Origin of the sequence: Nonomuraea africana (assembly GCF_014873535.1) — a bacterium.
Classification (GTDB): domain Bacteria; phylum Actinomycetota; class Actinomycetes; order Streptosporangiales; family Streptosporangiaceae; genus Nonomuraea; species Nonomuraea africana.
Genome location: NZ_JADBEF010000001.1, coordinates 5,823,539 through 5,850,504, shown reverse-complemented (window position 1 = coordinate 5,850,504; position 26,966 = coordinate 5,823,539). Strand labels below are relative to the sequence as shown.

Annotated in this window: 25 protein-coding genes; 14 read left to right on the top strand and 11 right to left on the bottom strand. The window is 71.8% G+C overall.

Annotated features, from left to right (window positions below; all coding sequences use genetic code 11):
- Positions 1 to 45 precede the first annotated feature (45 nt).
- On the top strand, positions 46 to 5,220 hold the full coding sequence (locus H4W81_RS27760) for a DNRLRE domain-containing protein (protein ID WP_192777514.1): 5,175 nt from the start codon (positions 46 to 48) through the stop codon (positions 5,218 to 5,220).
- 49 nt (positions 5,221 to 5,269) lie between these two features.
- Here H4W81_RS27760 and H4W81_RS27755 read toward each other — a convergent pair whose 3' ends face one another.
- Together H4W81_RS27755 and lysA are read right to left on the bottom strand one after the other, a co-directional pair.
- Positions 5,270 to 5,803, bottom strand: coding sequence for a ferritin-like domain-containing protein (locus tag H4W81_RS27755; protein WP_192777513.1), 534 nt, complete (start codon positions 5,801 to 5,803; stop codon positions 5,270 to 5,272).
- A 77-nt stretch (positions 5,804 to 5,880) separates the two neighbouring features.
- On the bottom strand, positions 5,881 to 7,116 hold the full coding sequence (lysA, locus tag H4W81_RS27750) for a diaminopimelate decarboxylase (RefSeq protein WP_225958821.1): 1,236 nt from the start codon (positions 7,114 to 7,116) through the stop codon (positions 5,881 to 5,883).
- 122 nt (positions 7,117 to 7,238) lie between these two features.
- Here lysA and H4W81_RS27745 point away from each other — a divergent pair, with 122 nt between their 5' ends.
- The 5 genes from H4W81_RS27745 to H4W81_RS27725 are packed head-to-tail and all read left to right on the top strand — an operon-like array spanning position 7,239 to position 12,006.
- Positions 7,239 to 8,105 carry an ABC transporter substrate-binding protein gene (locus tag H4W81_RS27745; protein WP_192777511.1) on the top strand — a complete coding sequence of 289 codons (867 nt, stop codon included), beginning with the start codon at positions 7,239 to 7,241 and terminating at the stop codon, positions 8,103 to 8,105.
- On the top strand, positions 8,102 to 8,932 hold the full coding sequence (locus H4W81_RS27740; RefSeq protein ID WP_192777510.1) for an amino acid ABC transporter permease: 831 nt from the start codon (positions 8,102 to 8,104) through the stop codon (positions 8,930 to 8,932). Before H4W81_RS27745 ends, H4W81_RS27740 begins: the two co-directional genes overlap by 4 nt.
- A 1-nt stretch (position 8,933) precedes the next feature.
- Positions 8,934 to 9,686: an amino acid ABC transporter ATP-binding protein gene (locus tag H4W81_RS27735; RefSeq protein ID WP_192777509.1), complete on the top strand. Its 753-nt coding sequence runs from the start codon at positions 8,934 to 8,936 to the stop codon at positions 9,684 to 9,686.
- Positions 9,683 to 11,272 carry an N-acyl-D-amino-acid deacylase family protein gene (locus H4W81_RS27730; protein ID WP_192777508.1) on the top strand — a complete coding sequence of 530 codons (1,590 nt, stop codon included), beginning with the start codon at positions 9,683 to 9,685 and terminating at the stop codon, positions 11,270 to 11,272. The genes H4W81_RS27735 and H4W81_RS27730 overlap by 4 nt, the downstream gene beginning before the upstream one ends.
- Before the next feature lie 5 nt (positions 11,273 to 11,277).
- Entirely contained in the window at positions 11,278 to 12,006 is a 729-nt protein-coding gene (locus H4W81_RS27725; RefSeq protein ID WP_192781076.1) for a serine hydrolase, read from the top strand.
- Here the strand turns inward: H4W81_RS27725 and H4W81_RS27720 are convergent.
- Positions 11,983 to 12,906 (bottom strand): LysR family transcriptional regulator, encoded by a 924-nt coding sequence (locus H4W81_RS27720; protein WP_192777507.1) that lies wholly within the window; start codon positions 12,904 to 12,906, stop codon positions 11,983 to 11,985. The two genes, H4W81_RS27725 and H4W81_RS27720, sit on opposite strands and share 24 nt — an antisense overlap.
- Positions 12,907 to 12,958: 52 nt before the next feature.
- On the opposite strand from H4W81_RS27720, the gene H4W81_RS27715 reads away from it, so the two are divergent.
- Both H4W81_RS27715 and H4W81_RS27710 read left to right on the top strand, forming a co-directional pair.
- Complete coding sequence (locus H4W81_RS27715) at positions 12,959 to 13,120, top strand: hypothetical protein (protein ID WP_192781478.1); 162 nt, start codon at positions 12,959 to 12,961, stop codon at positions 13,118 to 13,120.
- Complete coding sequence (locus tag H4W81_RS27710; RefSeq protein WP_225960236.1) at positions 13,117 to 13,431, top strand: DUF4232 domain-containing protein; 315 nt, start codon at positions 13,117 to 13,119, stop codon at positions 13,429 to 13,431. The genes H4W81_RS27715 and H4W81_RS27710 overlap by 4 nt, the downstream gene beginning before the upstream one ends.
- Before the next feature lie 90 nt (positions 13,432 to 13,521).
- On the opposite strand, the gene H4W81_RS27705 is transcribed toward H4W81_RS27710, so the two are convergent.
- The 4 genes from H4W81_RS27705 to H4W81_RS27690 are packed head-to-tail and all read right to left on the bottom strand — an operon-like array spanning position 13,522 to position 18,928.
- Positions 13,522 to 14,613: a winged helix DNA-binding domain-containing protein gene (locus H4W81_RS27705; protein WP_192777505.1), complete on the bottom strand. Its 1,092-nt coding sequence runs from the start codon at positions 14,611 to 14,613 to the stop codon at positions 13,522 to 13,524.
- Between the two features lie 20 nt (positions 14,614 to 14,633).
- Positions 14,634 to 17,873: a protein kinase domain-containing protein gene (locus H4W81_RS27700; protein WP_192777504.1), complete on the bottom strand. Its 3,240-nt coding sequence runs from the start codon at positions 17,871 to 17,873 to the stop codon at positions 14,634 to 14,636.
- On the bottom strand, positions 17,870 to 18,433 hold the full coding sequence (locus H4W81_RS27695; RefSeq protein ID WP_192777503.1) for a GNAT family N-acetyltransferase: 564 nt from the start codon (positions 18,431 to 18,433) through the stop codon (positions 17,870 to 17,872). The genes H4W81_RS27700 and H4W81_RS27695 overlap by 4 nt, the downstream gene beginning before the upstream one ends.
- 12 nt (positions 18,434 to 18,445) lie before the next feature.
- On the bottom strand, positions 18,446 to 18,928 hold the full coding sequence (locus tag H4W81_RS27690) for a shikimate kinase (protein ID WP_225958820.1): 483 nt from the start codon (positions 18,926 to 18,928) through the stop codon (positions 18,446 to 18,448).
- A 37-nt stretch (positions 18,929 to 18,965) separates the two neighbouring features.
- Here H4W81_RS27690 and H4W81_RS27685 point away from each other — a divergent pair, with 37 nt between their 5' ends.
- The gene (locus tag H4W81_RS27685) at positions 18,966 to 19,214 is read left to right on the top strand and encodes a DUF6458 family protein (RefSeq protein WP_192777502.1); all 249 of its coding nucleotides are present in this window, start codon (positions 18,966 to 18,968) and stop codon (positions 19,212 to 19,214) included.
- A 24-nt stretch (positions 19,215 to 19,238) separates the two neighbouring features.
- Positions 19,239 to 19,622 carry a ChaB family protein gene (locus H4W81_RS27680; protein WP_192777501.1) on the top strand — a complete coding sequence of 128 codons (384 nt, stop codon included), beginning with the start codon at positions 19,239 to 19,241 and terminating at the stop codon, positions 19,620 to 19,622.
- A 53-nt stretch (positions 19,623 to 19,675) separates the two neighbouring features.
- Here H4W81_RS27680 and H4W81_RS27675 read toward each other — a convergent pair whose 3' ends face one another.
- The 3 genes from H4W81_RS27675 to H4W81_RS27665 all read right to left on the bottom strand — a co-directional run bounded on the left by H4W81_RS27675 (position 19,676) and on the right by H4W81_RS27665 (position 22,861).
- Positions 19,676 to 21,505 (bottom strand): transketolase, encoded by a 1,830-nt coding sequence (locus H4W81_RS27675; RefSeq protein ID WP_192777500.1) that lies wholly within the window; start codon positions 21,503 to 21,505, stop codon positions 19,676 to 19,678.
- Positions 21,506 to 21,602: 97 nt separating this feature from the next.
- On the bottom strand, positions 21,603 to 22,604 hold the full coding sequence (locus H4W81_RS27670; protein WP_192777499.1) for an SDR family oxidoreductase: 1,002 nt from the start codon (positions 22,602 to 22,604) through the stop codon (positions 21,603 to 21,605).
- Complete coding sequence (locus H4W81_RS27665) at positions 22,604 to 22,861, bottom strand: hypothetical protein (RefSeq protein ID WP_192777498.1); 258 nt, start codon at positions 22,859 to 22,861, stop codon at positions 22,604 to 22,606. The genes H4W81_RS27670 and H4W81_RS27665 overlap by 1 nt, the downstream gene beginning before the upstream one ends.
- A gap of 54 nt (positions 22,862 to 22,915) precedes the next feature.
- Between H4W81_RS27665 and H4W81_RS27660 the strand changes: the two genes are divergently transcribed.
- From H4W81_RS27660 to H4W81_RS27645, 4 genes are read left to right on the top strand one after another with little or no spacing between them, the layout of a single operon-like run.
- Positions 22,916 to 23,827, top strand: a complete 912-nt coding sequence (locus tag H4W81_RS27660) for a DNA topoisomerase IB (protein WP_337959976.1) — start codon at positions 22,916 to 22,918, stop codon at positions 23,825 to 23,827.
- 46 nt (positions 23,828 to 23,873) lie between these two features.
- Entirely contained in the window at positions 23,874 to 24,122 is a 249-nt protein-coding gene (locus H4W81_RS27655) for a BON domain-containing protein (RefSeq protein WP_192777497.1), read from the top strand.
- On the top strand, positions 24,115 to 24,846 hold the full coding sequence (locus H4W81_RS27650; RefSeq protein ID WP_225958819.1) for a metallophosphoesterase family protein: 732 nt from the start codon (positions 24,115 to 24,117) through the stop codon (positions 24,844 to 24,846). The genes H4W81_RS27655 and H4W81_RS27650 overlap by 8 nt, the downstream gene beginning before the upstream one ends.
- A gap of 38 nt (positions 24,847 to 24,884) precedes the next feature.
- Positions 24,885 to 26,438, top strand: a complete 1,554-nt coding sequence (locus H4W81_RS27645; RefSeq protein ID WP_192777495.1) for a membrane dipeptidase — start codon at positions 24,885 to 24,887, stop codon at positions 26,436 to 26,438.
- Between the two features lie 367 nt (positions 26,439 to 26,805).
- On the opposite strand, the gene H4W81_RS27640 is transcribed toward H4W81_RS27645, so the two are convergent.
- On the bottom strand, positions 26,806 to 26,955 hold the full coding sequence (locus tag H4W81_RS27640) for a GPGG-motif small membrane protein (protein WP_164903902.1): 150 nt from the start codon (positions 26,953 to 26,955) through the stop codon (positions 26,806 to 26,808).
- Positions 26,956 to 26,966 lie beyond the last annotated feature (11 nt).

Genomic DNA, 26,966 nt, shown 5'->3' with positions numbered 1-26,966 from the left:
CCGACGTGGCGGGGGCGTCGCCCTACGTCCGCCTCCGGAGCACCCATGCCTGCCACCACGCCACGGGCGATCGCCAGTGGTCTCGCGCTCGTCCTTCTCCCGCTCGCCGTCCAGGCCGACCCGGCCGCCGCCGTACCGCCGAAGAGCCCGCCCGCCGTCCAGGCCGATCCGGCCCCCGCCGTACCGCCGAAGAGCCCGCCGGCCTCCGCTCCCGACGAGGCCTCGGCCAGGCTCACCGCCCGCCTGAAGGGGCAGCGGGTCGAGGTGGAGTCCGCCCGCACGGAGAGCACCACCACCTACGCCAACCCCGACGGCTCGATGACCGTCGACAGCTTCGCGGGGCCGATCAGGTTCCGCGACGACGGCGGGTGGGCCCCCGTCGACATCAGGCTCGCCAGGACGCCGACGGGCCGGATCGCGACCAGGGGCCACGGGCGCGCGCTCACGCTCGGCACCGGCCGCGGCGACCTGATCACCGTGGGTGAGGGCGACTCCCAGGTCACGATGGGCTGGAAGGGCGCGCTGCCCGCGCCCCGGCTGGACGGCGAGACGGCGACCTACCCCGAGGTCCTGCCCGGCGCCGACCTCGTGGTGAGCGCGACCAGGACCGGCGCCGAGCAGTTCCTGCTGCTGAAGAGCCGTCCCGCCGCGCCGCTGACGTACACGCTGAGCCTCAGGGCGCCGGGCATGAAGGCCCGGCAGAGCGCGGACGGCGGCGTCGAGCTGGTGGATCGCAAAGGCAGGAGGGCCGTCACCATCCCGGCCCCCGTCATGTGGGACGCGAGGGTGGATCCAGGCTCGGGCGACCACCTGCACCGGGCGCCCGTGGCCATGAGGCTGTCGGGGCAGGATCTCGTCCTGACCCCTGACCGGGCCTTCCTCGACGACCCCGCCACGCGGTACCCGGTCACCGTGGACCCCTCGCTCAACCTCGGCCAGGTCTTCGACACCTTCGTGCAGGAGGGCTACGGCACCGACCAGTCGGGCGCGACCGAGCTGAAGATCGGCAACAACGGCAGCGGCCAGGTCGCCAGATCCTTCATCACCTGGAAGACCCCGGGCATCGCGGGCAAGAAGATCGTCTCGGCGTCGCTGAAGCTCTGGAACTTCCACTCGTGGTCGTGCAACGCCAGGGCGTGGGAGGTCTGGACGGCCAACCGAGCCTCGACCTCCTCCCGCTGGCCCGGGCCCGCCCTGGCGGCCCGCTACGCCACCTCCTCCGAGACCAAGGGATGGGGCAGCGGCTGCGCGGACGGCTGGGTGAGCGCCAACGTCACCTCGCTGGTCCAGCACTGGGCGGACAAGGGGTGGGCGGAGTCCGGCATGGGACTGAAGGCCGCCGACGAATCCGACGAGTACGCGTGGAAGCGCTTCAGGTCGGGCAACGCCTCCTCCGGCGTGCCGTACATCTCGGTGACCTACAACTCCTATCCGAGCACGCCCGTGTCCACGTGGATCTCGCCGTTCAGCGACTACGCGGGCACGAGGTGGACCAACACGCTCACGCCGCAGCTGCGGGCCCACGTGCGCGATCCCGACGGCGGCAATGTGCGCGGCCTGTTCGACGTCTACAACGGCACGGCCCTGGTCGTCGACAACCTCTACGGCGGCTACGTGGCCAGCAACGGCCACTCCGCCGCCACCATGCCCGCCGGCAAGCTGGCCAACGGCAGGACGTACACGATCCGCTCCTGGGCCAACGACGGCTCGCTGTCGTCGAAGGCGTACCAGAGCGCGACGTTCTCCGTCGACACCGCCAAGCCGCCCGCGCCCAAGGTGAGCTCGACGGACTACCCCGCCGACGGGGGCTGGCACGGCGACGCCGGCCGGCCGGGCGTGTTCACCCTGACCCCCGCCAGCACCGACACCGGCTGGGTCTCCTACCGGCTCGGCGACGGTCCCGTCACCAAGGTGCTCACCACGGGCGCCGCCGTCAGCGTGAAGCTGACGCCGCCGGCCACCGGGCCGCACACGCTCACTGTCTCGACGCTCGACAAGGCGGGCAACGCCTCGCCCGCGACCGCCTACACCTTCAACGTCGGCACCGGCGCGGCGGTGGCCACGCTCACCTCGCCGAGTGACGGCCTGCGGACCACGGGCAAGGTCGAGCTGGCGGTCTCGGGAACCGGCTTCACCCAGGCCACCTTCCAGTACCGCAGGGCCGAGACCGACGCGTGGACGGACATCCCCGCCGGCAGCGTCCTCGGCGCCGACGGTAAGCCGCTGACCGCGTGGCCGGTGCCCGCGCCCGGCAAGCTCTCCGGGCTCGTCTGGACGATGGACGCGCAGCTGGGCGACGCCGCGGTCCAGGTCAGGGCGGTGGTGTCGGGGAGCGCGGCCGAGACGGCCCCCGCGACCGTCGTATCCGACCGGTGGGCCTCGCGGGCGGCGACCGCGCAGGTGGGGCCCGGCCGGGTCAACCTGCTGACCGGCGACTACCGGCTCGAGGCCGGTGAGGGCGGGCCGTTCGGCCTGACGCTCACCAGGACCGCCGGCTCCAGGGGCAGGAGCGGGCCGATCGCCCCCTTCGGCCAGGAGTGGTCGGCCGGAATCGCCTCGCTCAGGGAGACCTCGCCGAGCTCGGTCGAGGTGATCAGGGAGGACCGCACGCCGGTCCACTTCACCAGGACCGCCGGCGGCTGGAAGCCCGAGCCCGGCGCGGAGGACCTCACGCTCACCGGCTCCTACACGCTCACCGACTCCCTCGGCCGCGCCACCGCGTTCACCAAGCAGGGAGCGCTGTACCTGCCCGCCGACGGCACCTACGAGACGGTCGGCGACCAGGTCAGGTTGCTGTCCATCGGCGAGGACGGCCGCCGGCTCGATCTCGCCTACGGCGCGGACGGCTGCGTCAGCACGCTGAGCTTCCAGGGGACGGCGATCGCCCAGTACGCCTACGACGCCGCGGGACGGCTGGCCGAGGTGTGGGACCCGAGGATCAGCCCCGCACTCAAGACCGCCTACCGCTACGACGCCGCGGGCCGCGTCACCTCGATCACTCCACCGGGCGAGCTGCCGTGGACGCCGGCGTACGACGGCGAAGGACGGCTGCTCGCGGTCGGCCGCGCCACCCTGCGGCCCGGCACCGCCGACCAGGTCGCGGGCCAGGCCACGACCACGATCGGCTACGGCGTGCCGCTCAGCAAGGCGGCGGGCGGGCCCGCCGACGTGACGGCCGCGCACGTCGCGGCCTGGGGACAGGCCGCGGCTCCGGTCACCGGCACCGCGGTGCTGCCTCCCGGCCAGCAGCCGGGCTCCTGGACCAGGGCCACCGTCACCTACCTCGACGGCGCGGGCCGCGCGGTGAACACGCTCACCCCGGGCGGCCACCTGGCCGCGGCCGACTACGACCGCTTCGGCCACCGGGTCAGGCAGCTGTCCGCGGGCAACAGGGAGCTGTCGCAGCGTCCCGACACCGACTACCGCCTCGGCGAGCTCGGCATCAGCGGGCACAGCCCCGTCGAGCGCGCCGAACTGCTCTCCACCCGCTCCGTCTACGATCCGTCCGGCCGCAGGAAGCTGGAGGAGCTCGACCCCGTCCACATCGTCAACCTGGAGGCCGACGTCGACGACCTGCCCGCCGGGTTCGCCATCGGCGCCAGGACGCACACCGTGATCGGCTACGACGAGGGCAGGCCCCCGGGCGCCGCCGCCAGGGAGCTGCCCACGACGGTCAGGAAGGGCGCCAGGATCGTCGGGAGAGAGGCCAGGCCCGACGCCGACGTGCGGACCACCGCCACGGTCTACGACTGGGCGACCGGCCTGCCGGTGAGGACGGTCCACGACCCCGAGGGCCTGGCCGTCACCAGGACCGTCGACAGACCGGTCCTGTTCACCGCCGACGGCGCCGGCGAGTGCGGCGGCCGTCCCACGTGGGCGGGACTGCCGTGCAGGGACGGCGGCAAGACGTTCACCTACACCGCCTTCGGCGAGCCCGACACGGTGACGGAGGGCGGCACGGTCACCGCGATCGAGCGGGATCCCGCGGGCCGTCCCGTGCGGATCGGGACCCAGGAGCTCGGCTACGACCAGGCCAGCGGCAGGATCGTCGAGCGGAGGCAGGCGGGCGCGAAGGTCACCACCGCCTACGACCGGCTCGGGCGCGCCATCGCGCACACCGACGCGGAAGGCGCGCTCACCCGCACCGAGTACGACGATCTGGACCGCCCGGCGAAGGTGACCGACTCGGCGCCCTCCACCACCGTCTACGCCTACGACCACGCCGCCGAGCCGCGCGGGCTGCTCACCTCGCTCACCGACTCGGTCGCGGGCACGTTCACCGCGGGCTACGACGCGGAAGGCCGTCTGGTCGCGGGCGGCCTGCCCGGCGGGCTGCGGGTGGACAACCTGTACGACGAGGTCGGCCAGGCCTTCGCCCGCGTCCACACCCGCGAGGGGACGGAGGGGCCGGTGATGATCGACCAGGTCGGGCTCTCGGTGCACGGGCAGCGGCTGCTCCACCTGCGCACCGACGAGATGGCCGACCGCACGTTCGGCTACGACAGGGCGGGCAGGCTCACCTCCGCGCTCGAGATCGCCTTTCCCGTGTGCACGCTGCGCCGCTACTCCTACGACGGCGCGGACAACCGGACGCGGCTGGCCGTGCAGAGCTCGGAGGAGGAGTGCCCGCAGCCGGACGACGCGGCGGCGACGATCACCACCTACTCCTACGCGGACGGCAGGCTCACCGGCGACGGCTACGACTACGACGCGGCGGGACGCACCACGAGCCTGCCGGGCGGCAGGAAGGTGGAGTACTCCGCCGACGGCGCGCCGTACCGGCAGACCGTCGGTGACCGGACGCTCACCTGGGCGCGCGACCCGATGGGCCGGGTCAGGTCGGAGACGACGGCGGCGGGCGTCACCGTCCACCACTACGGCTCCGAAGGCGAGTCGCCGAGCTGGCTCGCGGACGGCGGCGAGATCGTCAGGACCGTCCGGGGGATCGGCGGCGGCCTCGCCGCGCTCACCTCGGCGACGGGCGCGGTCAGGGTCCAGCTGGCCACCCTGCACGGCGACGTCGGTACCGAGCTCGACCTCGACAGCGGGGCCGCGACGGTGCTGGGCTTCGACGAGTACGGCGTCGCCTCGAGCCCACGAAGGTACGGCTGGCTGGGCACCAGGCTGCACGCGGCCACCCTGGACGGCACGCTGCTGATCGGCGACCGCCTCTACGATCCGGCGCTGGGCCGCTTCCTCCAGCGGCCGTATCCGGCGTGAGCCACGGCCCTGGGCGGTGGAGCGAGCATCCGCCGTCCAGGGCCACCCGCTACCCGGGCACCCGCTCCAGCAGGGTCTTCATGTCGTCGGCGTGCTCCTCTTCCTTCGCCAGCAGCTCCTCGAAGATCCTGCGCGTCGTCACGTCCTTGTCGCCGAGCCACTGGATGATCTCGGTGTAGGCCGCCACCGCGATGCGCTCCGCGACCAGATCCTCCTTGATCATGTCGGCGAGGCCCCTGCTGGCGTCGTACTGCGAGTGCGAGCGCGAGGTCAGTGTGTCCGGGTTGAAGTCCGGCTCACCGCCGAGCTGGATGATCCGCGCGGCCAGCTTGTCGGCGTGCTCCTGCTCGTCCGCGGAGTGCTCGAGGAACTCCGCCGCCACCGACTCGGCCATGATGCCGCTGGCGGTGTAGTAATGGCGCTTGTAGCGCAGCACGCAAACGATCTCCGTCGCCAGCGCCTCGTTGCAGACCTGGATCACGCGCTCCAGGTCGGCGCCGTACGCGTCGGTGATCGGGCCCTTGCCGATCTCGACCCTGGCGCGCTCACGGATGGTCTTGATGTCGGTCAGGAACTCAGCCATGGCCCGCATATGCCCAGGAGATGGCGCGTAACGCACCACCCGCCGCAAAGGATCACTCTGCAATTCCTTTCCGGGGCCTACGGATAGAGCCTGAGCAGGTCCTCCTCGCTCTCGCGGCGGACGATCGCCCTGGCCGAGCCGTCCATGACCGCCACGACGGGGGGCCGCGGCACGTGGTTGTAGTTGCCGGCCATGGAGCGCTGGTAGGCCCCTGACACGGGGACGGCCAGCAGGTCGCCCGGGCGCAGGTCGGAGGGGAGGGGAAGATCCCTGACCAGCACGTCGCCGCTCTCGCAGTGCTTGCCCACGACGGTGACCGCGCTGGGCGGGGCGTCGGAGCGCCGGTTGGCCAGCGCGGCGGTGTAGGCGGCGCCGTACATGGCGGGGCGGGGGTTGTCGCTCATGCCGCCGTTGACGCTGACGTAGCGGCCCTTGACCGTGCCGACCTCGTAGAGCGCGACCGTGGAGGGCCCGGCGATGGACCGGCCCGGCTCGACCGCCAGGCGCAGCCCCTCCGTCTCCTTCTTGAGTACGGCGAGCAGCTCGGCCGGCGTCGGCGGGGTCGGGTCGCCGGGGGTGTAGGCGACGCCGAGGCCGCCGCCCAGATCGAGCCTGGTCACCCCGGTCGAGGCGGCGAACTCCGCCATCCTGGCCGCGGCCAGGCCGAAGGCCTCCAGCTCCAAGATCTGCGAGCCGATGTGGGAGTGCAGGCCGTGCAGCTCGAGTGAGGGCTCGGCGGCCACCTGTTCCACCGCGCGCGCGGCCAGGCCCGCGGCCAGCGAGAAGCCGAACTTGGAGTCCTCGCCGCCGGTGGCGATGGCGGCGTGGGTGTGCGGGTCCACGCCGGGGGTGACCCTGATCATCACCCGCTGCGTGACGCCCAGCTCGGCGGCGACGGCGGCGAGCCTGGCGATCTCGGTGAAGGAGTCCACGACGACGCAGCCGATGCCCCACTCCACCGCGCGGCGCAGCTCGAGGGGCGACTTGTTGTTGCCGTGGAAGACCACGCGCTCGGGCGGCATGCCGCCCGCCCTGGCCACGGCCATCTCACCGCCGGTGCACACGTCGAGCGACAGGCCGAGCTCGTCCAGCCAGCGCACCACCTCGGGACAGAGGAAGGCCTTGCCGCCGTAGTGGACGTCGCCGTCGGGCAGCGCGTCGAGCCACGCGCGGGCACGGGCCCTGAAGTCGGCCTCGTCGAGCAGGTAGGCGGGCGTGCCGTACACCCTGGCCAGCTCGACCGCGCTGACGCCGCCGAGGTGCAGCTCCCCGCCGGTCCACGCGGTGGTCTGGGGCCAAATGTCCAAGCTCATGAAGCGGGAGCGTAGGCAGACGCGATGCCCGAGACGAGCCAGCCTCGACGCTTTCGTTGCTGAGGGTCGCATGCCTTCACGGGTCTTGGTGGCGCGCGGCGTGCTCGCCACCATGGGGTGCCATGCGGAAACACCTGGTCATCGCCCTGGCGGCGATCTGCGCCCTGGGCGTGGGATGCGGGAGGTCGACCTCCGGCACGGCGGCGCCCACCCCGCCCTCCTCGACGGGCAAGAGCGCCAAGGAACTCGTCCCCGAGGCGGTCAGGAAGTCGGGCGTGCTGCGGATGGCCACCTCGGAGGGCTATCCGCCGATGGAGATGTACAAGCCGGGCACCCAGGAGATGACCGGCGTCGACCCGGACCTGGCCGTCGCGATCGGCGCACGGCTCGGGCTGCGGACGCAGGTCGTCAACGCCTCCTTCGACGGCCTCATCCCCGGGCTGCAGGGCGGCAGGTGGGACATCGCCATGTCCGCGCTGAGCGACCTGGAGCAGCGCCGCAAGGCGGTCGACTTCGTCGACTACTTCAACGCCGGCGGCTCCATCATGGTGAAGAAGGGCAACCCGGAGGGCATCAGGACCCTTGCCGACCTTTGCGGCAAGAAGGTCGTCCTGGCCAAGGGCAGCTCCAACCTCGAGATCGGCAAGCGCCAGAACGACAAGTGCGCCGAGAAGATGGAGATCCTGCAGAGCGAGGACGCGCCGACCGGCCTGCTCACCATCGACTCGGGACGCACCGTCGCCACGATCGTCGACTCTCCCGTGGCCTTCATGTACGCCAAGGAGACCGGCAAGTACGAGGTCCTGCCCGAGCAGTACGACGCGGGCCCCTGGGGCATCGCCGTCGACAAGAGGCAGACGGGCCTGCGCGACGCCGTCGCCAAGGCGCTGCAGGAGCTCATCGACAGCGGTGAGTACGGCAGGATCCTGGAGAAGTACGGCACGACCCCGAACGCCGTCGCCAAGGTCACGATCAACACGGGCGCATGATGGAGCTCCCGATCGAGGCGGTGAAACCGTCCAGGCCCGGACGGCTGGCCGCGGCGGCGGTGGCGGCGCTCGTCCTGGCCTGGCTGGCCTACACGATCATCGTCAACCCGAACCTGCACTGGGACGTGATCGCCGCCTTCCTGTTCGACGGCCGCATCCTCGGCGGCCTGTGGGTCACGATCGCGCTGACCGTGCTGTCCATGGCGATCGGCGTCGTGCTCGGCGTGACGGCCGCCGTCATGCAGCTGTCGGACAGCCCGGTGCTGCGCGGCGCGGCCGGCCTCTACACGTGGTTCTTCCGCGGCACGCCGCTGCTCGTGCAGCTGATCTTCTGGTTCAACATCGGCCTGGTCTTCCCCCAGATCGGGATCGGCATCCCGTTCGGCGGGCCGATGTTCCTGCAGTGGCCGGCCAACGAGCTGATCACGCCGTTCACCGCGGCGCTGCTCGGGCTGACCATCAACGAGGGCGCCTACATGGCGGAGATCGTGCGGGCCGGCATCAAGTCCGTCGATCCCGGACAGCGGGAGGCGGCCGAGTCGCTGGGCATGACCCACCGGCAGATCCTGCGCAGGGTCGTGCTGCCGCAGGCGATGCGGGTGATCATCCCGCCGACCGGCAACCAGTTCATCTCGATGCTGAAGACCACCTCGATGGTCTCGGTCATCGCCGGCGCCGAGCTGCTGACCGTCTCCCAGCGCATCTACCTGGACAACTTCGAGGTCATCGCGCTGCTGGTGGTCGCCTCCACCTGGTACCTGCTGCTCACCAGCGTCGCCACGGTCGGCCAGCACTTCCTGGAGAGGCGGTTCAGCCGTGGCCACTAGCATGGTGAAGATCGAATCGGTGCGGAAGCGCTTCGGGCACCTGGAGGTGCTGAAGGGGGTCAGCCTCGACGTGCCGCCCGGCGGCGTGGTCTGCGTGGTCGGCCCCTCGGGATCGGGTAAGTCCACGCTGCTGCGCTGCGTGAACCGCCTGGAGACGATCGACGCGGGACGCGTCTGGGTGGACGGCGAGCTCATCGGCTTCGCCGAGAAGGCGGGGCGGCTGCACCACCTGCGTCCCGAGCGGTTGTGCGGGCAGCGCCAGGAGATCGGCATGGTCTTCCAGCGCTTCCACCTGTTCCCGCACATGACCGCGCTGGAGAACGTCATGGAGGGCCCCTGCACGGTGAAGGGCGTCAGGCGGTCGGAGTCGAGGCAGCAGGCGCTCGCGCTGCTCGAGCGGGTGGGCCTGGCCGACAGGGCGGGGCACTATCCCAGCCAGCTGTCGGGCGGGCAGCAGCAGCGTGTGGCGATCGCGCGCAGCCTGGCGATGAACCCCAAGGTGATGCTCTTCGACGAGCCGACCAGCGCGCTCGACCCCGAACTCGTGCAGGAGGTGCTGCAGGTCATGCGCGACCTGGCGGCCAGCGGGATGACCATGATCGTGGTGACGCACGAGATGGGCTTCGCCAGGGAGGCCGGAGACCATCTGGTCTTCATCGACGACGGCGTGATCGTGGAGGAGGGGCCGCCGCGCGAGGTCCTGGCCGACCCGCGCCACGACCGCACCCGCGCCTTCCTCGGGCAGGTGCTGTGAACCTCGAGTTGCTGATCCGCGGCGCGCTCGTCGCCGACGGGACCGGCGCCCCCCTGCGCCACGCCGACGTCGGCGTCGCGGGCGGGCGCGTCGTCCTGTTCCCCCGCGACCCCGCGGTCGCGGCGGAGCGCGGCGCGGCCAGGGTGATCGACGCCGACGGGCTCGTGGTGACCCCCGGCTTCATCGACGTGCACACCCACTCCGACGCCGTGACCCTCCTCGGCGAGCGGGGCAGGGAGCTGGCCGCCGCTCCCGTGCGGATGGGCGTCACCACCGAGATCTGCGGCAACTGCGGATCCAGCCTCTTCCCCGCCCTGCCCGAGCGCGTGCCCGCCCTGCGCAGGTCCAGCAGGGCGGGCTTCGGCGGCGACATCCCGATCTTCCAGGACTACGGGGCGTTCGTGGAGGCGCACCGGCAGGCCCCGCGGTCGAACCATCTCACCTCGCTCGTCGGGCACGGCACCCTCAGAGCGGGCGTGCTGGGCTACGCGGACCGCCCCGCCACCGCCCGCGAGCTCGACACCATGTGCGCCCTGCTGGACGACGCGCTCGCGGCGGGCGCGGCGGGCCTGTCCACCGGCCTCATCTACACCCCCGGCACCTACGGCGACACCGCCGAGGTCGTCGCCCTGGCCAGGGTGGCCGCACGGCATGGCAGGCCGTACGTCACGCACTTGCGCGACGAGATGTCGCGCGTCGAGGAGGCGCTGGAGGAGGCGGTCGAGATCGCCAGGGCGAGCGGCGCCGCGCTCCATGTCAGCCACCACAAGACCGCGGGCAGGCACGCGTGGGGCAGGACCGAGCGCACCCTGCCCCGCATCGCCGCGCTGCGCGAGCAGGGCCTCGACATCACCTGCGACGTCTACCCCTACACCGAGGGCAGCACCTCCCTGTCGGCGATGTTCCCTCCGTGGGCAAACGACGGCGGCACCGAGGCGCTGCTCGCGCGGCTGCGTGACAGGGCCGAGCGCGAGCGGATGCGCAGGGCCATCGCCGAGGGTGTGCCGGGCTGGGAGAACACCGTCGGCAACGGCGGATGGGACCGCATCTCGGTCGCCTGCGCCGCCAACCACCCGGAGGCGGAGGGCCGCACGATCGCCGAGCTGGGCGGCGACCCCATCGACACCGCCGCCGAACTGCTCCTCGCCGAGGAGGGCGAGGTGACGATCATCAGTCACTCGATGCGCGAGGACGATGTCCAGCGCGTGCTGACCAGCGAGTTCGCGATGATCGGCTCGGACGGCGTGCCGAAGCCCGGCCACCCCCACCCCCGCCTGGCGGGGACCTTCCCGAGGGTCCTCGGACGCTACTCCCGCGACCAGGCCCTGTTCCCCCTGGAGACGGCCGTGCACAAGATGACCGGCATGGCGGCCGCGCGGTTCGGCCTCGAGGACAGGGGAGTGGTGCGCGACGGCGCCCACGCCGACCTGGTGCTCCTCGACCCGCGCACGGTGGCCGACGGCGCCACCTACGCCGATCCACTGCTGCCGCCCACCGGCCTGGCCGCGGTCGTCGTGGCGGGCGAGGTGGCCGTCGAGGACGGCACGCTCACCGCCGCCCGGCGGGGAAGGATCCTCGCCCTGTGAAGGACATGACGCTCGCCATGGCGACGCGCGACCTGGTCACCGGGGAGACCCGCGGCGTCAACGAGGACGTCGAGCTCCCGCTGGCCAGCGTCGGCAAGCTGTTGCTGCTGGCCGAGGTGGCGATGAGCATCGAGGGCGGCATCCTGCGGCCCGAGGAGCCCGTCGCGCTGCGGGACGACGACTACTGCGCGGGCTCGGGCCTGCTGACCTCGCTGTCGGGCCGCACGTGGTCGGTCGGCGACCTCGCCCTGCTCACCGCCGCGGTCAGCGACAACACCGCTACCAACGCGCTGCTGCGCAGGGTCGGGCTGGAGCGGGTGAACGCCGCCGCCGCGGCGCTCGGCCTGTCGAGGACCCGGCTGCTCGACCGCGTCAGGGAGCCGAGAGGCCCCGAGCACCCGCCGACCTTCGCGATCGGCACCGCGGCCGAGCTCGTCTCCCTCGCCGCCCTCGTCAACGGCGCCGAGGGCTGGCAGGTGCTCATGCGTGGCTGGATGCGGCAGAACACCGACCACAGTCTCGTCCCCGCACTGGTCAGGCACGACCCGGAGGGCGGCTGGCTGGCCAACAAGACGGGCACGGACGACGGCGTCAGGACCGACGTCGGGATCATGGACGGGCGCGTGGCCTACGCGGTGCTCGCCTGCGGGCCGCCCGGCAGCGAGCACGAGCTGGCCGCGGCCGTACGGCAGGCGGGGCTGGCCGTCGCCTCACCTGAGCGCGGGCTCCAGTGAGTTCCTGAGCTGGGCCGAGGCGGTGCGCAGGTAGGCCAGGAACGAGATCGCGGCGGGGTTGGGGTTGGTCGGCCGCCTGGCCACCCCGATCCTGCGGAACAGGTTCGGCGTGGTCAGGCGGCAGATCTGCAGCCCCGAGACGCCGTGCAGGCCGAGGCTCGGCACCAGCGCCACGCCGAGCCCGGCCCGCACCAGGCCGATCGTCACCTCGTAGTGGTCGCTGCGGCAGCGGATCTGCGGGGAGAAGCCCTCCAGCGTGCCGGCCCGCTCCAGGATCGACACGGGGTGCTCGGCGCCGAACGTCGTGATCCACGGCTCCTCGGCCAGCTCCGCCAGCCGTACCTTGGGCCGCATGCCGGCGGGGTGACCGGCGGGCACGACCAGCAGCTGCGGCTCGTCGAACAGGTGCACCACCTCCACCCCTTCCGGGCACTTCCACGGATCGAGGGCGTGCTCGAAGACCACCAGCACGTCGAGCGCGCCGCGCTCCAGATCGGGCAGCAGCTCGTAGGGCTGGCCCTCCACCAGGTCGAGCGCCACCTGCGGGTACCTGGAGGCGAAGCGCGAGAGCGCCAGCGGCAGCAGCCGGTAGCCCGCGGAGGCGAAGAAGCCGATGCGCAGCTCGCCCGCGTCCACCCTGGCCTGGGCCAGCAGGTCCTTCTCCGCCGCCTCGATGATGTCCACGACCTCCTGGGCCCTGAGGGCCAGGCGGCGGCCCGCCTCGGTCAGGCGCAGGCTCTGCGGGTTGCGCTCCACCAGGCCGACGCCCGCCTCCTGCTCCAGGCGGGACAGCTGGTGGGACACCGCGGACGGCGACAGCCGCAGCACCCTGGCCGCGCCCGCGATGCTCCCCGTCCTGAACACTTCGAGGAGCACCCGCAGGCGATTACTACTCAGCACGGAACCAGGGTAGAGGTCGAACTGTGCGCCCGGTTTATGAGTCTTATCCCATATGAGAGCAGCATCCGTCGTCACCATGGCCGCCCTGCTGGGAACACTCCTGGCCGCTCCCGCCGCCGCGGCCCCCGTCCCCCGGTGCGGCACGGGGGCGCTGAAGGCCGGCCTCGGGCGCGTGGACCCGGGGCGGGGCAGCGCTACGCGCCGCTCACACTGACCAACAGGTCGGGGCGGAGCTGCTGGGTGTACGGGTACCCGGGGCTGGTCATGATCGATGGCAGGGGCGACGCGCTGCGCACCCGCACGCGCAGGGAGGCGGCGACCCCTCGCAAGGTGCTCCTCAAGCCTGGGTCCGCGGCGTCGTCCAGGCTCCACTGGACGGTCGTCGAGACGGGGCGGGAGACGAGCTGCCCGGCGTCGGCCCGCCTGGTGATCATCCCACCGGACGAGACGGCGCACCTGGAGATCCCCTTCACCGCCACCGTGTGCGACGACGGCCGCCTCGACGTCACCCCCCTCACCCGCTGACGGCCCCAGGACACCGACCCGAAAGCACCCCAGCCGGTGACACACGACCTCCAATCCCCAGGTCCCCCAACCCCAGCCGGTGAGCGCCGGTCAGGTCTTCGAGGCGCCGTCCGAGACCACCACGTCGTGCCGGTCGCCCGGCGCCAGGAAGGCCAGCAGCCGCCCGGCCTCCTCCACCGCCTCCGACGGGTCGAACGGCTCCCACCGGTGGATGGTCAGCGTGGTCGTCCCCTTCGCCCTGGCCGTCGTCCAGTCGCCCGCGAGGAAACCGTCCACCAGGATCATCCTCGGCTGCACGTTGTACGCGGCGAACCGCCTGAGGAGCTCCATATGCTCGACCACCCTGGAACGGTCCTCGTGCGAGAGGAAGAGGTTGTCGAAGTCGTACATGAACCGCACCGGCACCGGCAGGTCCTCCGGCGGCAGGACGGCGTCGGGCAGGTCGTAGAGCACCCGTCCCGCGGAGTCACGGTAGGTCACCAGGTCGAGCGAGGAGACCACCTCCGACAGCCGCGTCAGCCCCGACCAGGTCTGCACGTCCTTGACGCAGGCGGGCCCGAAGGCCTTCAGGTAGCGCAGCACCAGCTCGCCCGGCGTCATCGCGGGCACCTCGAACCCCAGCCACGACGCGGCGCTGGTGTGCGCGATCGGCCCGCTCCTGCCCCACAGCCCTCGCGGCGGCACCTGCGCCAGTGGCACCAGCCAGCGCACGCCCTGCCCGAGCGCGTGCTGGTCGTGGTCGGGCCAGCGCTCGCCCAGCGCCCTGCCCAGCTCGGCGAACGTCATCGCCCGGTCCGCCAGGAGCGAGCGGCTGAGCGCGGCCAGCTCGTCGAGGTCGACGCCCTCCAGCTTCCTGCCGAAGGTGCTGCGCGTCATCCGCTCGGTCACGACCTGCACCAGCGGGCGCATGGCCAGGCAGTCGCGGGCGCTGACCAGATGGATGGTCGAGCGCTGGAGCGCGATGCGGACGATCTGCCTGGTCTCGAGGAGGTCGGCGGCGTCCTCGGGGCGGAAGCCCTCCACGCGGTTCCAGAGGCCGGTGTACCAGGAGTGCGGGGTCTGCGCCTGGAGCCCCGCCACGTGCTCGATCACCTCGATGACCGGCCTGGTGGTCCTGGTGATCAGGAGCTGCCGGTCGAGGGTGGCCCGGTTGAGTGCGCGGCGGCTGAGGACGGGATCCATGGGCGTAACCCTAGAGCCGCTCAGGAACACATCCCACCGGGATAGGGCGTTTCGGGAAACAGCCGCTTCCAGCCCTCCTCGTCCAGCGCGCCGCCCGCCTTCGCGCACACCGCCTTCGCGGCCATGGCGGGATCGACCGGGCTCTCGCGCACGCTGCCGTCGCGCAGCAGCCCGACCAGCTTGGTCCCGTCGGCGCTGAAGGCGACGTCGGCGACGCCCTGTCCCAGCGGCACCCTGCTGATCTCGCGCAGCGTGCCGGCGTCCCACAGCGAGGTGTACTCGCCGGTCATCGCGATCAGCTTGCCGTCGGGGGAGAACCTGATGCTGGTGCCGTATCCCGACGACCTCCTGACCGCCTGCTTCGGCCAGTCGGACAGCTTCCACACCAGGAAGAAGTCGGCGTCGATGACGAAGGCGGCCCGGCGGCTGTCGGGGCTGAAGGCGGTGGCGAAGCTGTCGCGGCCGCCGGTCTCGGTGACCTTGCCGGTCGAGAGATCGATCACGTCCTGCCCCGCGAACAGCCGCCTGCCGTCCGGGGTGAAGGCCAGCGACTGTCTGAGCGTGTTGAACGGCCCCTTGACCTGCTTGCCCTCGGGGAGGCTCCACAGCCTCAGCCCGCCGGGACCGGTGGCGGCGAGCACCTGACCGTCGGGGGACAGCGCCACGTCGTAGCTCGTGCCCGTCGGCACCTCGGCGATCCGCGCGCGCGTGTCCACGTCCCAGACGGTGGTGGTGGACTCGCCGCCCACGGCCAGCCGCCTGCCCCCGGCGTCGAAGGACAGCTCGCCGGTGGCGGGCAGTTCGCCCAGCGACCTGCGGGCCTCGACGTCGTAGAGCCTGGTCGCCGTGTCCGCCTCGGCGGCGGCGATCCTGCCGTCGGGCGAGAGCAGGCGCTGGGCGGGGAGATGGGTGGTCTTCCTGGTGGCGCTGAGCGCCACGGTCTCCTGCCGGGGCTCCTTGCCGAGCGCGTCCGAGATGTCGACCGACAGGACCCTGCCGCCCTCGGCGGTGTAGCGGATCGCGCCGCCGTCGCCGGAGAAGGCGAAGTCTCCCGTCGCCTTCCTGGCCGGATAGGTCCCGAGCAGCTGTCCCTGGCCGACCTCCCAGAGGCGGACGACCTGGCCCAGCTCGGGCTCGGGCGGCTCCTGCTCGTCGGCCTCCGCCGTGGGCGCGTCCGACACCGGCCCGCTCCATTCGGCCGCCACGGGATCGAGCTCGTCGGGTTCGAGCGGTTCGAGGAGGTAGCGGCCGTCGGGGGAGAAGGTCAGCGGGCCCCACACGATGGACTCTCGGTCGTCCGTCCGGTCGAGCATGCCCGCGGACTCGCCGGTGGCGGTGTCGAGGATCAGCCCTCCCTCGCCGCCGCCGATCACCAGCAGCCGGCCGTCGGGGCTGAACGCCGTGGTGGGCGGGTACTCGATCTCGACCGCGCTCACGGACGGCTCCGTCGAGCGGGTGTAGAGCCGCCTGCGCCGGTCGAGGTCCCAGACCTCGACCTGGCCCGAGACCGAGGACACCGTCGCCCACCGGCCGTCGGCGGAGGTGGTGATCGTCTTGCCCGTCACGTCGAGCAGCGGGGCGCCGCCGCCTGAGGTGCGGTAGAGCCTGGTGCGAAAGCCGTTCGCGACGGACAGGAGCCGGCCCTCCGCGTGGAGCGCGGGCTTGCCGCCCGGCCACTCGCCCTCGACCTGCTGCCCTGATTCGAGGTTCCACACCCGGACCGATGCCTCGTCGCCCGCCGCGTAGGTCCTGCCGTCGCCGGTGAGGGAGGTCCAGGCGTCGGCGGGCACCGGCAGCCGGTGCGCGGCGGTCCGCCGGTGCGTGGTCAGGTCCCAGATCTCGACCTGGTCGGAGCGCTGCTTGAGCAGGCTCCTCCCGTCGTCGGCCAGCCGGTAGGCGGCGCCGTCCGACGGGTCGGGGTCGGTGAAGGCGCCCAGGTCGGCCTGGCCGAGCGAGCGCTGCAGGGCGTTGCGCGCCTCGGTCACCGGCGCGAGGCTCCAGGCAGCCACGCTGAGCTTCATCGCGGTCTGCGGATCGGCGCTGCGCATGCTCTCCGCCCGCGCCGCCACCGTCCGCGCGGCCGCCTCCGCCGTCTCGGCCCTGCGCTCCGCGCCCTGCCGTACGGTCACGGCCGTCGCGGCCAGCACCACGGCCACGCAGGCGGCGAGGCCCGCGACCAGCGCCTTGCGCAGGAGCCTGCGCCGCCTGAAGGGGGTCACGTCCGCCGACCAGGTGCGCAGTCTCGGCCACGCATGGAACAGCGCGGGGCTGACCGGGCCGATCGAGTCGTCGGCGACCGCCACCAGCCGGCCCTCGGGGCGGTCGGCCGGAGGGACGGCGATGCTCCGCCGGACGAGCAGGCCCGCCTCGGTCAGCGTCGCCACCACGGGCTCGTCCTCGACCTCGGCCAGCGGGAGCCGGCCCGGTTCGCGCATGCGGAGCAGCAACTCCGGCAGCGCGCTCTGCTGCTCGGGCGGCAACCCCTGGTAGACCTCCTCGGCCACCTCTCCGAGCGGGCGCGGCCCGCGCAGGTCGTCGGGCGGCCTGATCTCGGCGGCCAGGTGCGCGCCCACGGCGGGCTCGGCGCTGCCGGTCAGGCCGATGAGCAGCTCGCGGGCCGTGGGACGGTCCTCGGGCTCCTTGGCCAGCGCCCTGGCGGCCAGCGACCTGAGCGGTTCGGGCAGGTCGCCGACGTCGGGGTCGACGGTCAGCACCGCGTGCATGAGCTCGCCCAGGCTCTCGGCCGCGAAGGTCTCGCGTCCCGTCGCGGCGAACAGGACGGTCGCGCCCCAGGAGAACACGTCGGCGGGCGCCCCCGCCGCGCTCCCCGTGAACACCTCGGGAGCGGGGCACTGGGCCCGGGCCGTGCCCACCCCCGTGACCTTGGGCCCCTCGGGACCGAGCAGCAGGGAGTCGGGCCCGAGGTGGCGGTGGGCGGCCCCCGCGTCGTGGATGGCGACCAGCGCCGTGGCCAGCGCGACCGCGAGCCGATGCAGCCGGTCGCCCGCGTAGGGGCCCGCGTGGGCCACGGCCTCGCGCAGGCTCGGGCCCTGCACGAACTCGCTGACCACGTAGCCAGGGCCCGACTCCACCACCCTGGCCACGCAGTGCGGTGCGACCGAGGGCGCCCTGCCGCGCGCCATCTTGATCACAAAACGTCTGCCACCGCTGTCGTAGGCGTCGAAGCACGAGCCGAGCCGCCCGGCGAGCCAGTAGCCACCCAGCCTGTCGGGATCCCCTGGGAGCAAACGCGTCGTCACGGCAGCTTAGATGCGCCAATCCCGGGTTTGGTTGTGACCCATTCCTCGCGCAGCACCGACATCACGATCTCGTCGTGCCACTCGCCCTCCCACAGCAGCGCGTCGCGCAGCACGCCCTCCTGGACGAATCCCACCTTCTTGTACACGTGCACGGCGCGCTCGTTGAAGGCGTAGACACCGAGGCTGACGCGGTGCAGCGGGGTGGTGGCGAAGACGTGGTCGAGCAGCAGCGTGATCGCCTCGGTGCCGAAGCCCTTCCCCGGTCTGGTCAGCATGATCCGCAGGTTGCAGGAGAGGTTGTCGGTGTCGAGCTCGTTCAGCACGATCTCGCCCACGTACTCGTCGTCGTGGCAGACCGCCAGGTCGAGGCGGTCGTCGTGGTCCTTGCGCGTGGCGTACCACTGGGCCAGGAACGCGGGCTCGTCCGCGTCGGCGTGCGAGCCCGTCAGCCGCCTGAGCTCGGGGTCGCGCACGCCTTCGAGCAGACCTGCGACGTGCTCGGGGCCGACGGGGCGGAGCGTGACGAGCTCTCCGACGAGGGTGGGTTTGGTGGCGAACATGCGTCTTGGGTATCACATGGCGTCAATCGCTTTGTCGGCCACTTCCTGGGGAAGCGCGGAGGTCACGTCGACGCGCAGGTCGGCGATCTGCCTGAAGTACGGGTCGCGGCGGGCCTTCATCAGCGCGGGATCGAAGTCGGGGCGGTGGTCGCTCGACTTCATCCGCTCCGCCAGCACCTCGGGCGTCGCGTCCAGCCAGATCACGAACGCCTCCTTGAGCGCCTCGCGGACCTCGGGGCGTTCGACGGTGCTGGCGGCCGCGGCGACGACCTGGTTCTCGCCCAGGGCGCTGAGCACGTGCTCGGCCTCCCGCTCGTGCAGGACGTCGGCGCCCTCCGCCCTGGCGATCTCGGCGGCGCTCCTGCCGTACCTCTTCCTGAGGTAGGGATCGCTGTCGCTCATCGGCACGCCGAGGGCCTGGGCCAGCAGCAGGGCAACGGTGGTCTTGCCCGAGCCCATCAGCCCGACGACCACGACGGGTTTGTTTCTCGACATGAGGATAGAAGTTTCCTTGGCTTTAGGGAGGTATTCCATGACCATCGCCGGAAGCATTTTCCTCATCATGCTCGGCGCCGTGCTCACGTGGGCCGTCGACTGGGACGTCGCGGGCCTGGACATCAACGTCGTGGGCGTCATCCTCATGCTGGGCGGCATCGCGCTGATGCTGTTCGGCCTCTACCGGGTCAGGGTGACACGGGAGATCGTAGCGCCGGTGGAAACGGAGCGAGACCGGACGACGGTCTACGAGGAGCGACGCTACACCGATCCTCCGCAGATCTAGAAGACGCAGGGAAAGGGGGCTGTCATGCCGGCACGCGAGGAAATGCCGTCGACCATCGCCAGGTCGCCCAAGAAGGCGCAGGAGACGTGGATCAAGGCGCACGACTCGGCCGTCGAGACCTACGGCGAGGGCGAGCGGGCACACCGCACCGCCTTCTCGGCGCTGAAGCACTCCTTCGAGAAGGTCGGCGATCACTGGGAGCCGAAGGCGCGCAAGGGTCCCTCCGACAAGGGCGCGACCGACCGCTCGGGGCGGACCGCCGAGGGCGTCGACGCCAACGCCAGCAAGGAGCACCTGTACGGCGTGGCGGCCAGGCTCGGCGTCAGGGGCCGCTCCAAGATGACCAAGGCCGAGCTGGTCGACGCCATCAAGAAGGCCAACAGGCGGCAGACCGCCAAGTCCCGCTGAGCCGAGTCCCGCTGAGCGGGGGATCCCGCACCCCTTCGGGATCCCCCTCGCTTTCACAGCAGTCGCCTGACCGCGGACACGATCGCGTCCCTGCCGATCCCCGCGTCGGCGAGCTGCTCGGCGGGGGCGGCGGAGCCGGGTAGCCCGCGCACCGCGAGCTTGACCACCCTCGGGCCCAGCTCCGCCACCGCGTCCAGCACGGCGTCACCGAGCCCGCCCTCCGGCCTGTGGTCCTCGACGGTGATGAGGTTCCCCGTCGTCGTGGCCGCCTCGTTCAGCACCGCCCGGTCGACGGGCTTGACCGAGTACATGTCCACCACCCCGACGGAGACGCCCTCCTGCTTCAGCAGGTCGGCGGCGGCCAGCGCCTCGTGCACGGTGATCCCCGCCGCGACGACGGTGACCCTGTCGTCGGGGGAGTGCCGCAGCACCCTCGACCCGCCGACGGGGAACCGCTCGCCGGGGCCGTAGATCACCGGCGTCTCGCCGCGCGTGGTCCGCAGGTACGAGATGCCGGAGACGTCGGCCATCTCGGCGACCAGCGCCGCGGTCTGGTTGGCGTCGCACGGGTACAGGACGGTGGAGCCGTGGAGGGCGCGCATCATCGCCATGTCCTCGAGCCCCATCTGCGAGGGCCCGTCCTCGCCGATCGACACTCCGGCGTGCGAGCCGACCAGGCGCAGATCGGCGCCGCTGACGGCGGCCATCCTGATGAAGTCGTGCGCCCTGGTGAAGAAGGCGGCGAACGTCGCGGCGTACGGCACCCAGCCGCGCACCTGCAGGCCGACGGCCGTGGCGACCATCTCCTGCTCGGCGATGTAGCACTCGAAGAACCGCTCGGGGAAGGCCTGGGCGAACGCCTCGGTCTTGGTGGAGTCGGCCACCTCGCCGTCGAGCGCCACCACGTCGCCGCGGGCCGCGCCCAGGGCCTTCAGCGCCGCGCCGTACGCGCTGCGTGTGGCGGCCTTCTCGCCCGGAGAGTACGCAGGCAGCTCGAGCGGCCCGCTGGGGAAGGTGTGCGGGGCGCGGGAGAGCTCGGGCGGGTTGACCTTGACGGTGATGCCCCTGTCGCCGCCCAGCTCCGTGATCGCGTGCGCGGCGTCCTTCAGTGGCTTGCCGTGCGCGCCCTCGCGGTTGTCCACGTCGTTGACGCCCTCACCCTTGCGGGTGCGGGCCAGGATGACGGTCGGTCGCCTGCGGGTGTTCCGCGCGTCGCCGAGGGCGAAGTCGATCTGGCCGGGATCGTGCCCGTCCACCTCGATCGTGTGCCAGCCGAACGCGCCGAACCTGCGGGCGTATGCGCCGGTGTCCCAGCCGTGCCGGGTGGGCCCACGCTGGCCGAGTCGGTTGACGTCGACGATCGCGGTGACGTTGGACAGCCCTTCGTGCCCGGCGTGCTCGGCGGCCTCCCAGATCGACCCCTCGGCCAGCTCGCTGTCGCCGCACAGCACCCACACGTGGTACGGCAGGCGGTCGAGGCGCCGGCCCGCGAGGGCGACTCCCACCCCCACGGGCAGTCCCTGCCCGAGCGAGCCCGTCGCCACGTCGACCCACGGCAGGCGGGGCGTCGGATGCCCTTCCAGGCGGCTGCCGCGCTTCCTGAAGGTCAGCATCTCCTCGTCGGTGATGGCTCCCGCGGCCTTGTATAGCGCGTAGAGGAGGGGCGAAGCGTGCCCCTTCGAGAAGATCAGGTGGTCGTTGGCGGGGTTGTCGGGGTGGTCGAAGTCGTATCTGAGGTGGTGGGCGAACAGGACGGCCATCAGGTCGGCGGCCGACATCGACGAGGTCGGGTGGCCTGAGCCCGCTGCGTCCGAGCTCCGCACCGAGTCCACCCGCAACTGCATCGCCAACTCGCACAAGTACTGAACATCCCGCTCCGGCATCGGTCCTCCTAAGGTCTCCCGCCGCCTACCCCGCCCTGCCCCGCCTATGTCAGCGCCTATGTCAGCGCCCCTGTCAGCCTCTCTGCCGGCCTCTCTGTCAGCGGCGCAGCGCCCGCGTGGCCAGCGCGCCCGCGGCCGCGGCGGCGCCGAGCGTGATGAGCACGGGCCTGCGGTGCTGGGACAGCCAGAGCTGCGGGCTGTGCTCGTGCGACCGGGAGTCGAAGCTCCCGTGCGCGCCGTAGTCGTGCTCCTCGTCGGCGGGCTCCCAGAGGTTCGCCACGCCCGTCGGCGGCTGCTCCGTCGTGACCTGCGAGGACGTGCCCGTCCTCGCCAGGTAGCGGTCGAGCAGCCCCGGCGCGAACCGCTGGCCGAGGATGGTGAGCGCGGTGGCGGCGCCGACCCAGTACTCCCTGCGCTCGGGGTGGTCGGCCGCGTGTACCAGCGCCCTGGCCGCGACCTCGGGCTGGAAGATGGGCGGCACGGGCTGCGGATGCCGTCTCAGCCGTGACAGCACCCAGTCGAACTGCGGGGTGTTCAGCGCGGGCAGCTGGACCATGCACACCCGCACCCCGCTTCCCTCCGCCATCAACTCGGTGCGCACCGACTCGGTGAACCCCCTGATCGCGTGCTTGGCGCCGCAGTAGGCGGACTGCAGCGGAAGGCCCCGGTAGGCCAGCGCCGACCCCGCCTGCACGACGACCCCCCTGCCGCGCGGGCGCATCAGGTCGAGCGCGACCTTGGTGCCCCACACGTAGCCGAGGTAGGTCACCGCCGTCGTCCGCTCGAACTCCTCGGGCCGCACGTCGGCGAAGGGCGCGAACACCGAGGAGAACGCGACGTTGATCCAGACGTCGATGGGCCCGAGGTCCTCCTCGACGCTCTCGGCCGCCTGCCGTACCTCCTCGTAGGAGGAGACGTCGGCGGGGTAGACCACCCCCGAGCCGCCGGCGGCACCCACGTCGACCGCCGCCGCGGCCAGACCCGTCGTGCCGCGGGCGATCAGCGCGACGGAGTCACCGCGGGCGCCCAGCTCGCGCGCCACCGCCCGCCCCACACCGCCGCTCGCCCCGGTGACCACGACCACGCGAGCCGAGCGCATCAACCCGCCTCTCCCGCGCCACGCTCTTTCTGCCGGCGTACGGCCAGCACGATGTCCACGATGGTGGCCACGACGAGCACGCCCGCCACGATGGCGAGCCAGCCGATCCCGGCGATGATGCTGATGGCGCCGATCGCGAACAGGAAGATCAGAATGAACGACCCCGCCCTGATGTGGACCACATCGCGTGGAGTCGAAGGAACCATGGGCTTGCCGGAAGAGGAGTGCTCTTCGGGACGGTAGTCGTCATCATGCATGGCCGTCCCCTGCCCGTGCAGTTTGCGGCATAACGTCGCGGGTAGCCGGGCGGCGTGCACCCCAGTGACCAGAATGAGCCTGGCATCAGGCGCAGGCGAAGGGGGCGGGGATTCAGCTACTCCTATCCCGACGGGCGGCCCGTGCGCGATCGTGCCACGCTGCGCAGGATCAGGGCGCTGGCCGTGCCGCCCGCGTGGAAGGACGTGTGGATCTGCCGTTCGCCCGACGGGCACCTGCAGGCGGCGGGCACCGACGCGGCGGGGCGGCGGCAGTACCGCTACCACGACGAGTGGCGCGCCCAGCAGGACCGGATCAAGTTCGACAGGGTGCTGGAGATGGCCGAGCGGCTGCCGGCCTTTAGGAAGATCGTCCAGGAGCAGCTGGAGGGCAGGGGCCTGACCAGGGAGCGGGTGCTCGCGGCGGCCGCGCGCCTGCTGGATGTCGGCTACTTCAGGGTGGGCGGCGAGGAGTACGAGTCGTACGGCCTGGCCACGCTCAGGATGGACCACGTCACCTGCGCGAACGGCAGCGTCGTCTTCTCCTATCCGGCCAAGGGCGACATCCCCCGCGAGGTGGAGGTCGTCGACTCCGCGGCCTGCAAGGTGATCAGGTCGCTGAAGGCGCTGGGCCACGACGGCGAGCTGCTGCGCTACCGCGACAGCTCCGGCTGGGTGGACGTGCGCAGCGCCGACATCAACGACTACGTGCGCGAGACGCTCGGCTGCGAGGCGACGGCCAAGGACTTCCGCACCTGGCACGGCACCGTGCTGGCGGCCGTCGGACTGTCCCGCACGCCGAGCGTCAGCAGGGTGATGCGGGAGGTGGCCGAGTACCTGGGCAACACCCCCGCCGTCGCGCGCGCCTCCTATGTGGATCCCCGGGTGATCGAGGCCTTCGAGCAGGGTAGGGCGATCGGTCCCGGTGACCCGGAACAGGCGGTCATCGACCTGATCAGGGCCGTTTGACCGGGTCGTCAGCGGGCATGCGAGCCGTTTGACGAAGGAGGAAGCGATGGAGGCTCCGCAGTACGTCGCGGCGCGCGTCCAGCGGGCGCTCGCCGAGGACGACAGGACCAGTGAGCTCGGCATCCGCGTCGACGTGCGCGGCGACCAGCTGTTCCTGCGCGGCCATGTCACGGGTGAGGAGCACAGGCGCCTGATGGAGCGGGTCGCGCAGGAGGCCGCCCCCGAGCTGCACGTGCACAACGAGCTACAGGTCGTGCAGGTCCGAGAGCCCGGAGAGGATGAGCATCTTGACTGAGCTGCGTATCGCGGCCGTAGGTGACGTGCACCTGGGTGAGGACGTGCGGGGCCAGTACCGTGCGCGGCTGACCGGCCTCGAGGGCAGGGCCGATGTGCTGCTGCTGGCGGGCGACCTCACCAGGCACGGGACCCTGGCGGAGGGCAGGCTGGTCGCGGAGGAGTTCCGCGACCTGCCGATCCCCGTCGTGGCCGTCCTCGGCAACCACGACTATCACTCCGACCTGCAGTACGAGATCATGAGCGAGATGCGCGACCACGGCATCATCGTGCTCGACGACGACGCGGTCGTCATCACCTGCCGCGGCGCGCGGCTCGGGGTGGTCGGCGGCAAGGGCTTCGGCGGCGGCTTCGCGGGCAAGTGCGCCAGCGAGTTCGGCGAGCGCGAGATCAAGGGCTTCGTCAGCCACACCAGGAGCATCGCCGACAGCTGGCAGCGCGCGCTGAAGGAGCTCGACACCGACTACAAGATCGTGCTCTCGCACTACTCGCCGGTCAAGGAGACCCTGGAGGGGGAGCCGCTGGAGATCTACCCCTTCCTCGGCAGCTACCTGCTGGCCGAGGCCGTCGACACGGTCGGAGCCGATCTCATCTTCCACGGTCACGCGCACAAGGGCTCGGAGAAGGGCATGACGCCGGGCGGCATCAGGGTGCGCAACGTGGCGCTGCCGGTGCTGGGCAGGGCCTACGGCCTCTACTGCCTGAGTGAGCACGACTCATGTTAGGTCTTGACCGAGCGGTAGCTCGGTGTTGATGTCAGTGCATGGCCCTCCGCCGTGTCCTGGCTCTCATCGCCCTGCTGGGCGCGGTCGCGATGGCCGCGCCCCCGCCCTCGCCGTCCGCACCCGTGCGCGGGTTCGTGGACGCGCACAGCCATCTGATGTCGTACGAGGCGTTCGGTGGCAAGCTGCTGTGCGGCAAACCGTTCGATCCCGCGGGCATCGCCCGCGCGCTGCTCGACTGCCTCGACCACCATCCGAACGGCGAGGCCGCCTGGTTCGAGAACTTCACCAGGACGGGCTCGCCCACCGGCACCCACGACCCCGTCGGCTGGCCGACCTTCAAGGACTGGCCCGCGCACGACTCCCTCACCCACCAGCAGGCCTACTACGAGTGGATCGAACGCGCGTGGCGCGGCGGCCTGCGCGTCCTGGTCAACGACCTGGTGGCCAACAGACAGCTCTGCGAGATCTACCCGCTGAAGAGCAACCCGTGCGACGAGATGTGGGCCATCAGGCGCGAGGCCCAGCGCACGTTCGAGCTCCAGAACCACATCGACACGCTCGCGGGCGGCCCGGGGCTCGGCTGGTTCCGCGTGGTGCGCGGCCCCGAGGAGGCGCGCGAGGTCATCGCGGCGGGCAAGCTCGCCGTCGTGCTGGGCGTCGAGACCTCGGAGCCGTTCGGCTGCCGCACCACGCTCGGCGTCCCGCACTGCACGAAGGCGCAGATCGACCGCGGGCTCGACGAGATGCACGCGCTCGGCGTGCGCAGCATGTTCGTCTGCCACAAGTACGACAACGCGCTGTGCGGTGTGCGCTTCGACTCCGGGACCCAGGGCGCGATCGTCAACCTCGGCAACCTGCTGTCGTCGGGCGGCTTCTGGCGGGTGGAGAAGTGCCGAGGGCCCGAGCACGACAACCCGATCTCGCCCGCCGTCCTGCCTCCGGAACTGGCCCGCTGGCTGCCGCCCGGCGTCGGGCTGCCGGTCTATCCGCCCGCCCCGCACTGCAACCCCAAGGGACTGACCTCGCTCGGCCGCCACATGGTCGAGGGCATGATGCGGCGCGGCATGATCATCGAGATCGACCACATGAGCGTCAAGGCCGCCGGCCAGACGCTCGACCTGCTCGAAGCCGCCCGCTACCCGGGCGTCATCTCCTCGCACAGCTGGGCCGACCCGGCCTTCCTGCCGCGGATCTACCGCCTGGGCGGCATGGTCACCCAGTACGGCCACGCCGCCGAGGAGTTCGCCGAGGAGTGGCGGCGCACCCAGCCGCTGCGCCAGGAGAGCGGACGTCCCGGCTACGGCTACGGCCTGGACGCCAACGGCCTCGGCCCGCTGCCCGCGCCACGGGCGGGCAGCGCCGTGACCTATCCGTTCACCTCCTACGACGGCACCACCGCGCTGGACCGGCCGCGCACCGGCGAGCGGGTGTGGGACTACAACGTGGACGGGGTGGCCCACTACGGCCTGGTGCCCGACTGGATCGAGGACCTGAGGCACCTGGCGGGCCAGCCGATCGTGGACGACCTCGCCTCGGGGGCGGAGGCGTACCTCAGGACGTGGGAGGGAGCTACAGCACCCGCAGCGCGGTGACGCAGACGTCGTCGGAGATGCCGCCGTCCAGGGGCGAGCACGCACTCGATGCTCTCCTCGGGATTGCTCTCGACCAGACGACGGCCGCGGAGCTGGTCGGCCCCGCGGCCCGTGACGTCTCTGACGTGCTCGCTCGTGGCGGCGACCGGGAAGTCCACCACCCGCCCGCCCGCGTCCCTGATGGGCGCCTCACGCCGCATCCGCCTGCGCAGGACGGTGAGCTGGTCCCTGATCATGGCCTTGGTGGCCGCGCTCTCCTGGCTCACCTCTGCCTCCTGCCCCACTGGTGGGCGGAATGGCAGGGCCATGTCCTATTGGGCAAAGCCTCGGGTGGACAGGGCGCTTGTCCCTGCCCACCCGAGGGGCTTCATACGTTGAAAATGCTGACGCCTCCAGGGCCGACGAGGAATCCGAGAACGATGAGGACGATTCCCCAGAGAATGTCGCGTCGGGCCAGGATCACGTAGATCCCGGCGATGACGAGGATTACTGCGATGATCCAGAGCAAAGTAGCCATGGGACCTGAGC

What these genes read in the sequence shown, in the direction of transcription:
- H4W81_RS27675 (WP_192777500.1), bottom strand. Translation starts at nt 21,505, where the DNA reads ATGCCGGAGCGGGATGTTCAGTACTTGTGCGAGTTGGCGATGCAGTTG.
- H4W81_RS27740 (WP_192777510.1), top strand. Translation starts at nt 8,102, where the DNA reads ATGATGGAGCTCCCGATCGAGGCGGTGAAACCGTCCAGGCCCGGACGG.
- H4W81_RS27645 (WP_192777495.1), top strand. Translation starts at nt 24,885, where the DNA reads ATGGCCCTCCGCCGTGTCCTGGCTCTCATCGCCCTGCTGGGCGCGGTC.
- H4W81_RS27705 (WP_192777505.1), bottom strand. Translation starts at nt 14,613, where the DNA reads ATGGATCCCGTCCTCAGCCGCCGCGCACTCAACCGGGCCACCCTCGAC.
- H4W81_RS27685 (WP_192777502.1), top strand. Translation starts at nt 18,966, where the DNA reads ATGACCATCGCCGGAAGCATTTTCCTCATCATGCTCGGCGCCGTGCTC.
- H4W81_RS27745 (WP_192777511.1), top strand. Translation starts at nt 7,239, where the DNA reads ATGCGGAAACACCTGGTCATCGCCCTGGCGGCGATCTGCGCCCTGGGC.
- H4W81_RS27725 (WP_192781076.1), top strand. Translation starts at nt 11,278, where the DNA reads ATGACGCTCGCCATGGCGACGCGCGACCTGGTCACCGGGGAGACCCGC.
- H4W81_RS27690 (WP_225958820.1), bottom strand. Translation starts at nt 18,928, where the DNA reads ATGTCGAGAAACAAACCCGTCGTGGTCGTCGGGCTGATGGGCTCGGGC.
- H4W81_RS27640 (WP_164903902.1), bottom strand. Translation starts at nt 26,955, where the DNA reads ATGGCTACTTTGCTCTGGATCATCGCAGTAATCCTCGTCATCGCCGGG.
- H4W81_RS27755 (WP_192777513.1), bottom strand. Translation starts at nt 5,803, where the DNA reads ATGGCTGAGTTCCTGACCGACATCAAGACCATCCGTGAGCGCGCCAGG.
- H4W81_RS27670 (WP_192777499.1), bottom strand. Translation starts at nt 22,604, where the DNA reads ATGCGCTCGGCTCGCGTGGTCGTGGTCACCGGGGCGAGCGGCGGTGTG.
- H4W81_RS27680 (WP_192777501.1), top strand. Translation starts at nt 19,239, where the DNA reads ATGCCGGCACGCGAGGAAATGCCGTCGACCATCGCCAGGTCGCCCAAG.
- H4W81_RS27760 (WP_192777514.1), top strand. Translation starts at nt 46, where the DNA reads ATGCCTGCCACCACGCCACGGGCGATCGCCAGTGGTCTCGCGCTCGTC.
- H4W81_RS27715 (WP_192781478.1), top strand. Translation starts at nt 12,959, where the DNA reads ATGAGAGCAGCATCCGTCGTCACCATGGCCGCCCTGCTGGGAACACTC.
- H4W81_RS27735 (WP_192777509.1), top strand. Translation starts at nt 8,934, where the DNA reads ATGGTGAAGATCGAATCGGTGCGGAAGCGCTTCGGGCACCTGGAGGTG.
- lysA (WP_225958821.1), bottom strand. Translation starts at nt 7,116, where the DNA reads ATGAGCTTGGACATTTGGCCCCAGACCACCGCGTGGACCGGCGGGGAG.
- H4W81_RS27665 (WP_192777498.1), bottom strand. Translation starts at nt 22,861, where the DNA reads ATGCATGATGACGACTACCGTCCCGAAGAGCACTCCTCTTCCGGCAAG.
- H4W81_RS27655 (WP_192777497.1), top strand. Translation starts at nt 23,874, where the DNA reads ATGGAGGCTCCGCAGTACGTCGCGGCGCGCGTCCAGCGGGCGCTCGCC.
- H4W81_RS27695 (WP_192777503.1), bottom strand. Translation starts at nt 18,433, where the DNA reads ATGTTCGCCACCAAACCCACCCTCGTCGGAGAGCTCGTCACGCTCCGC.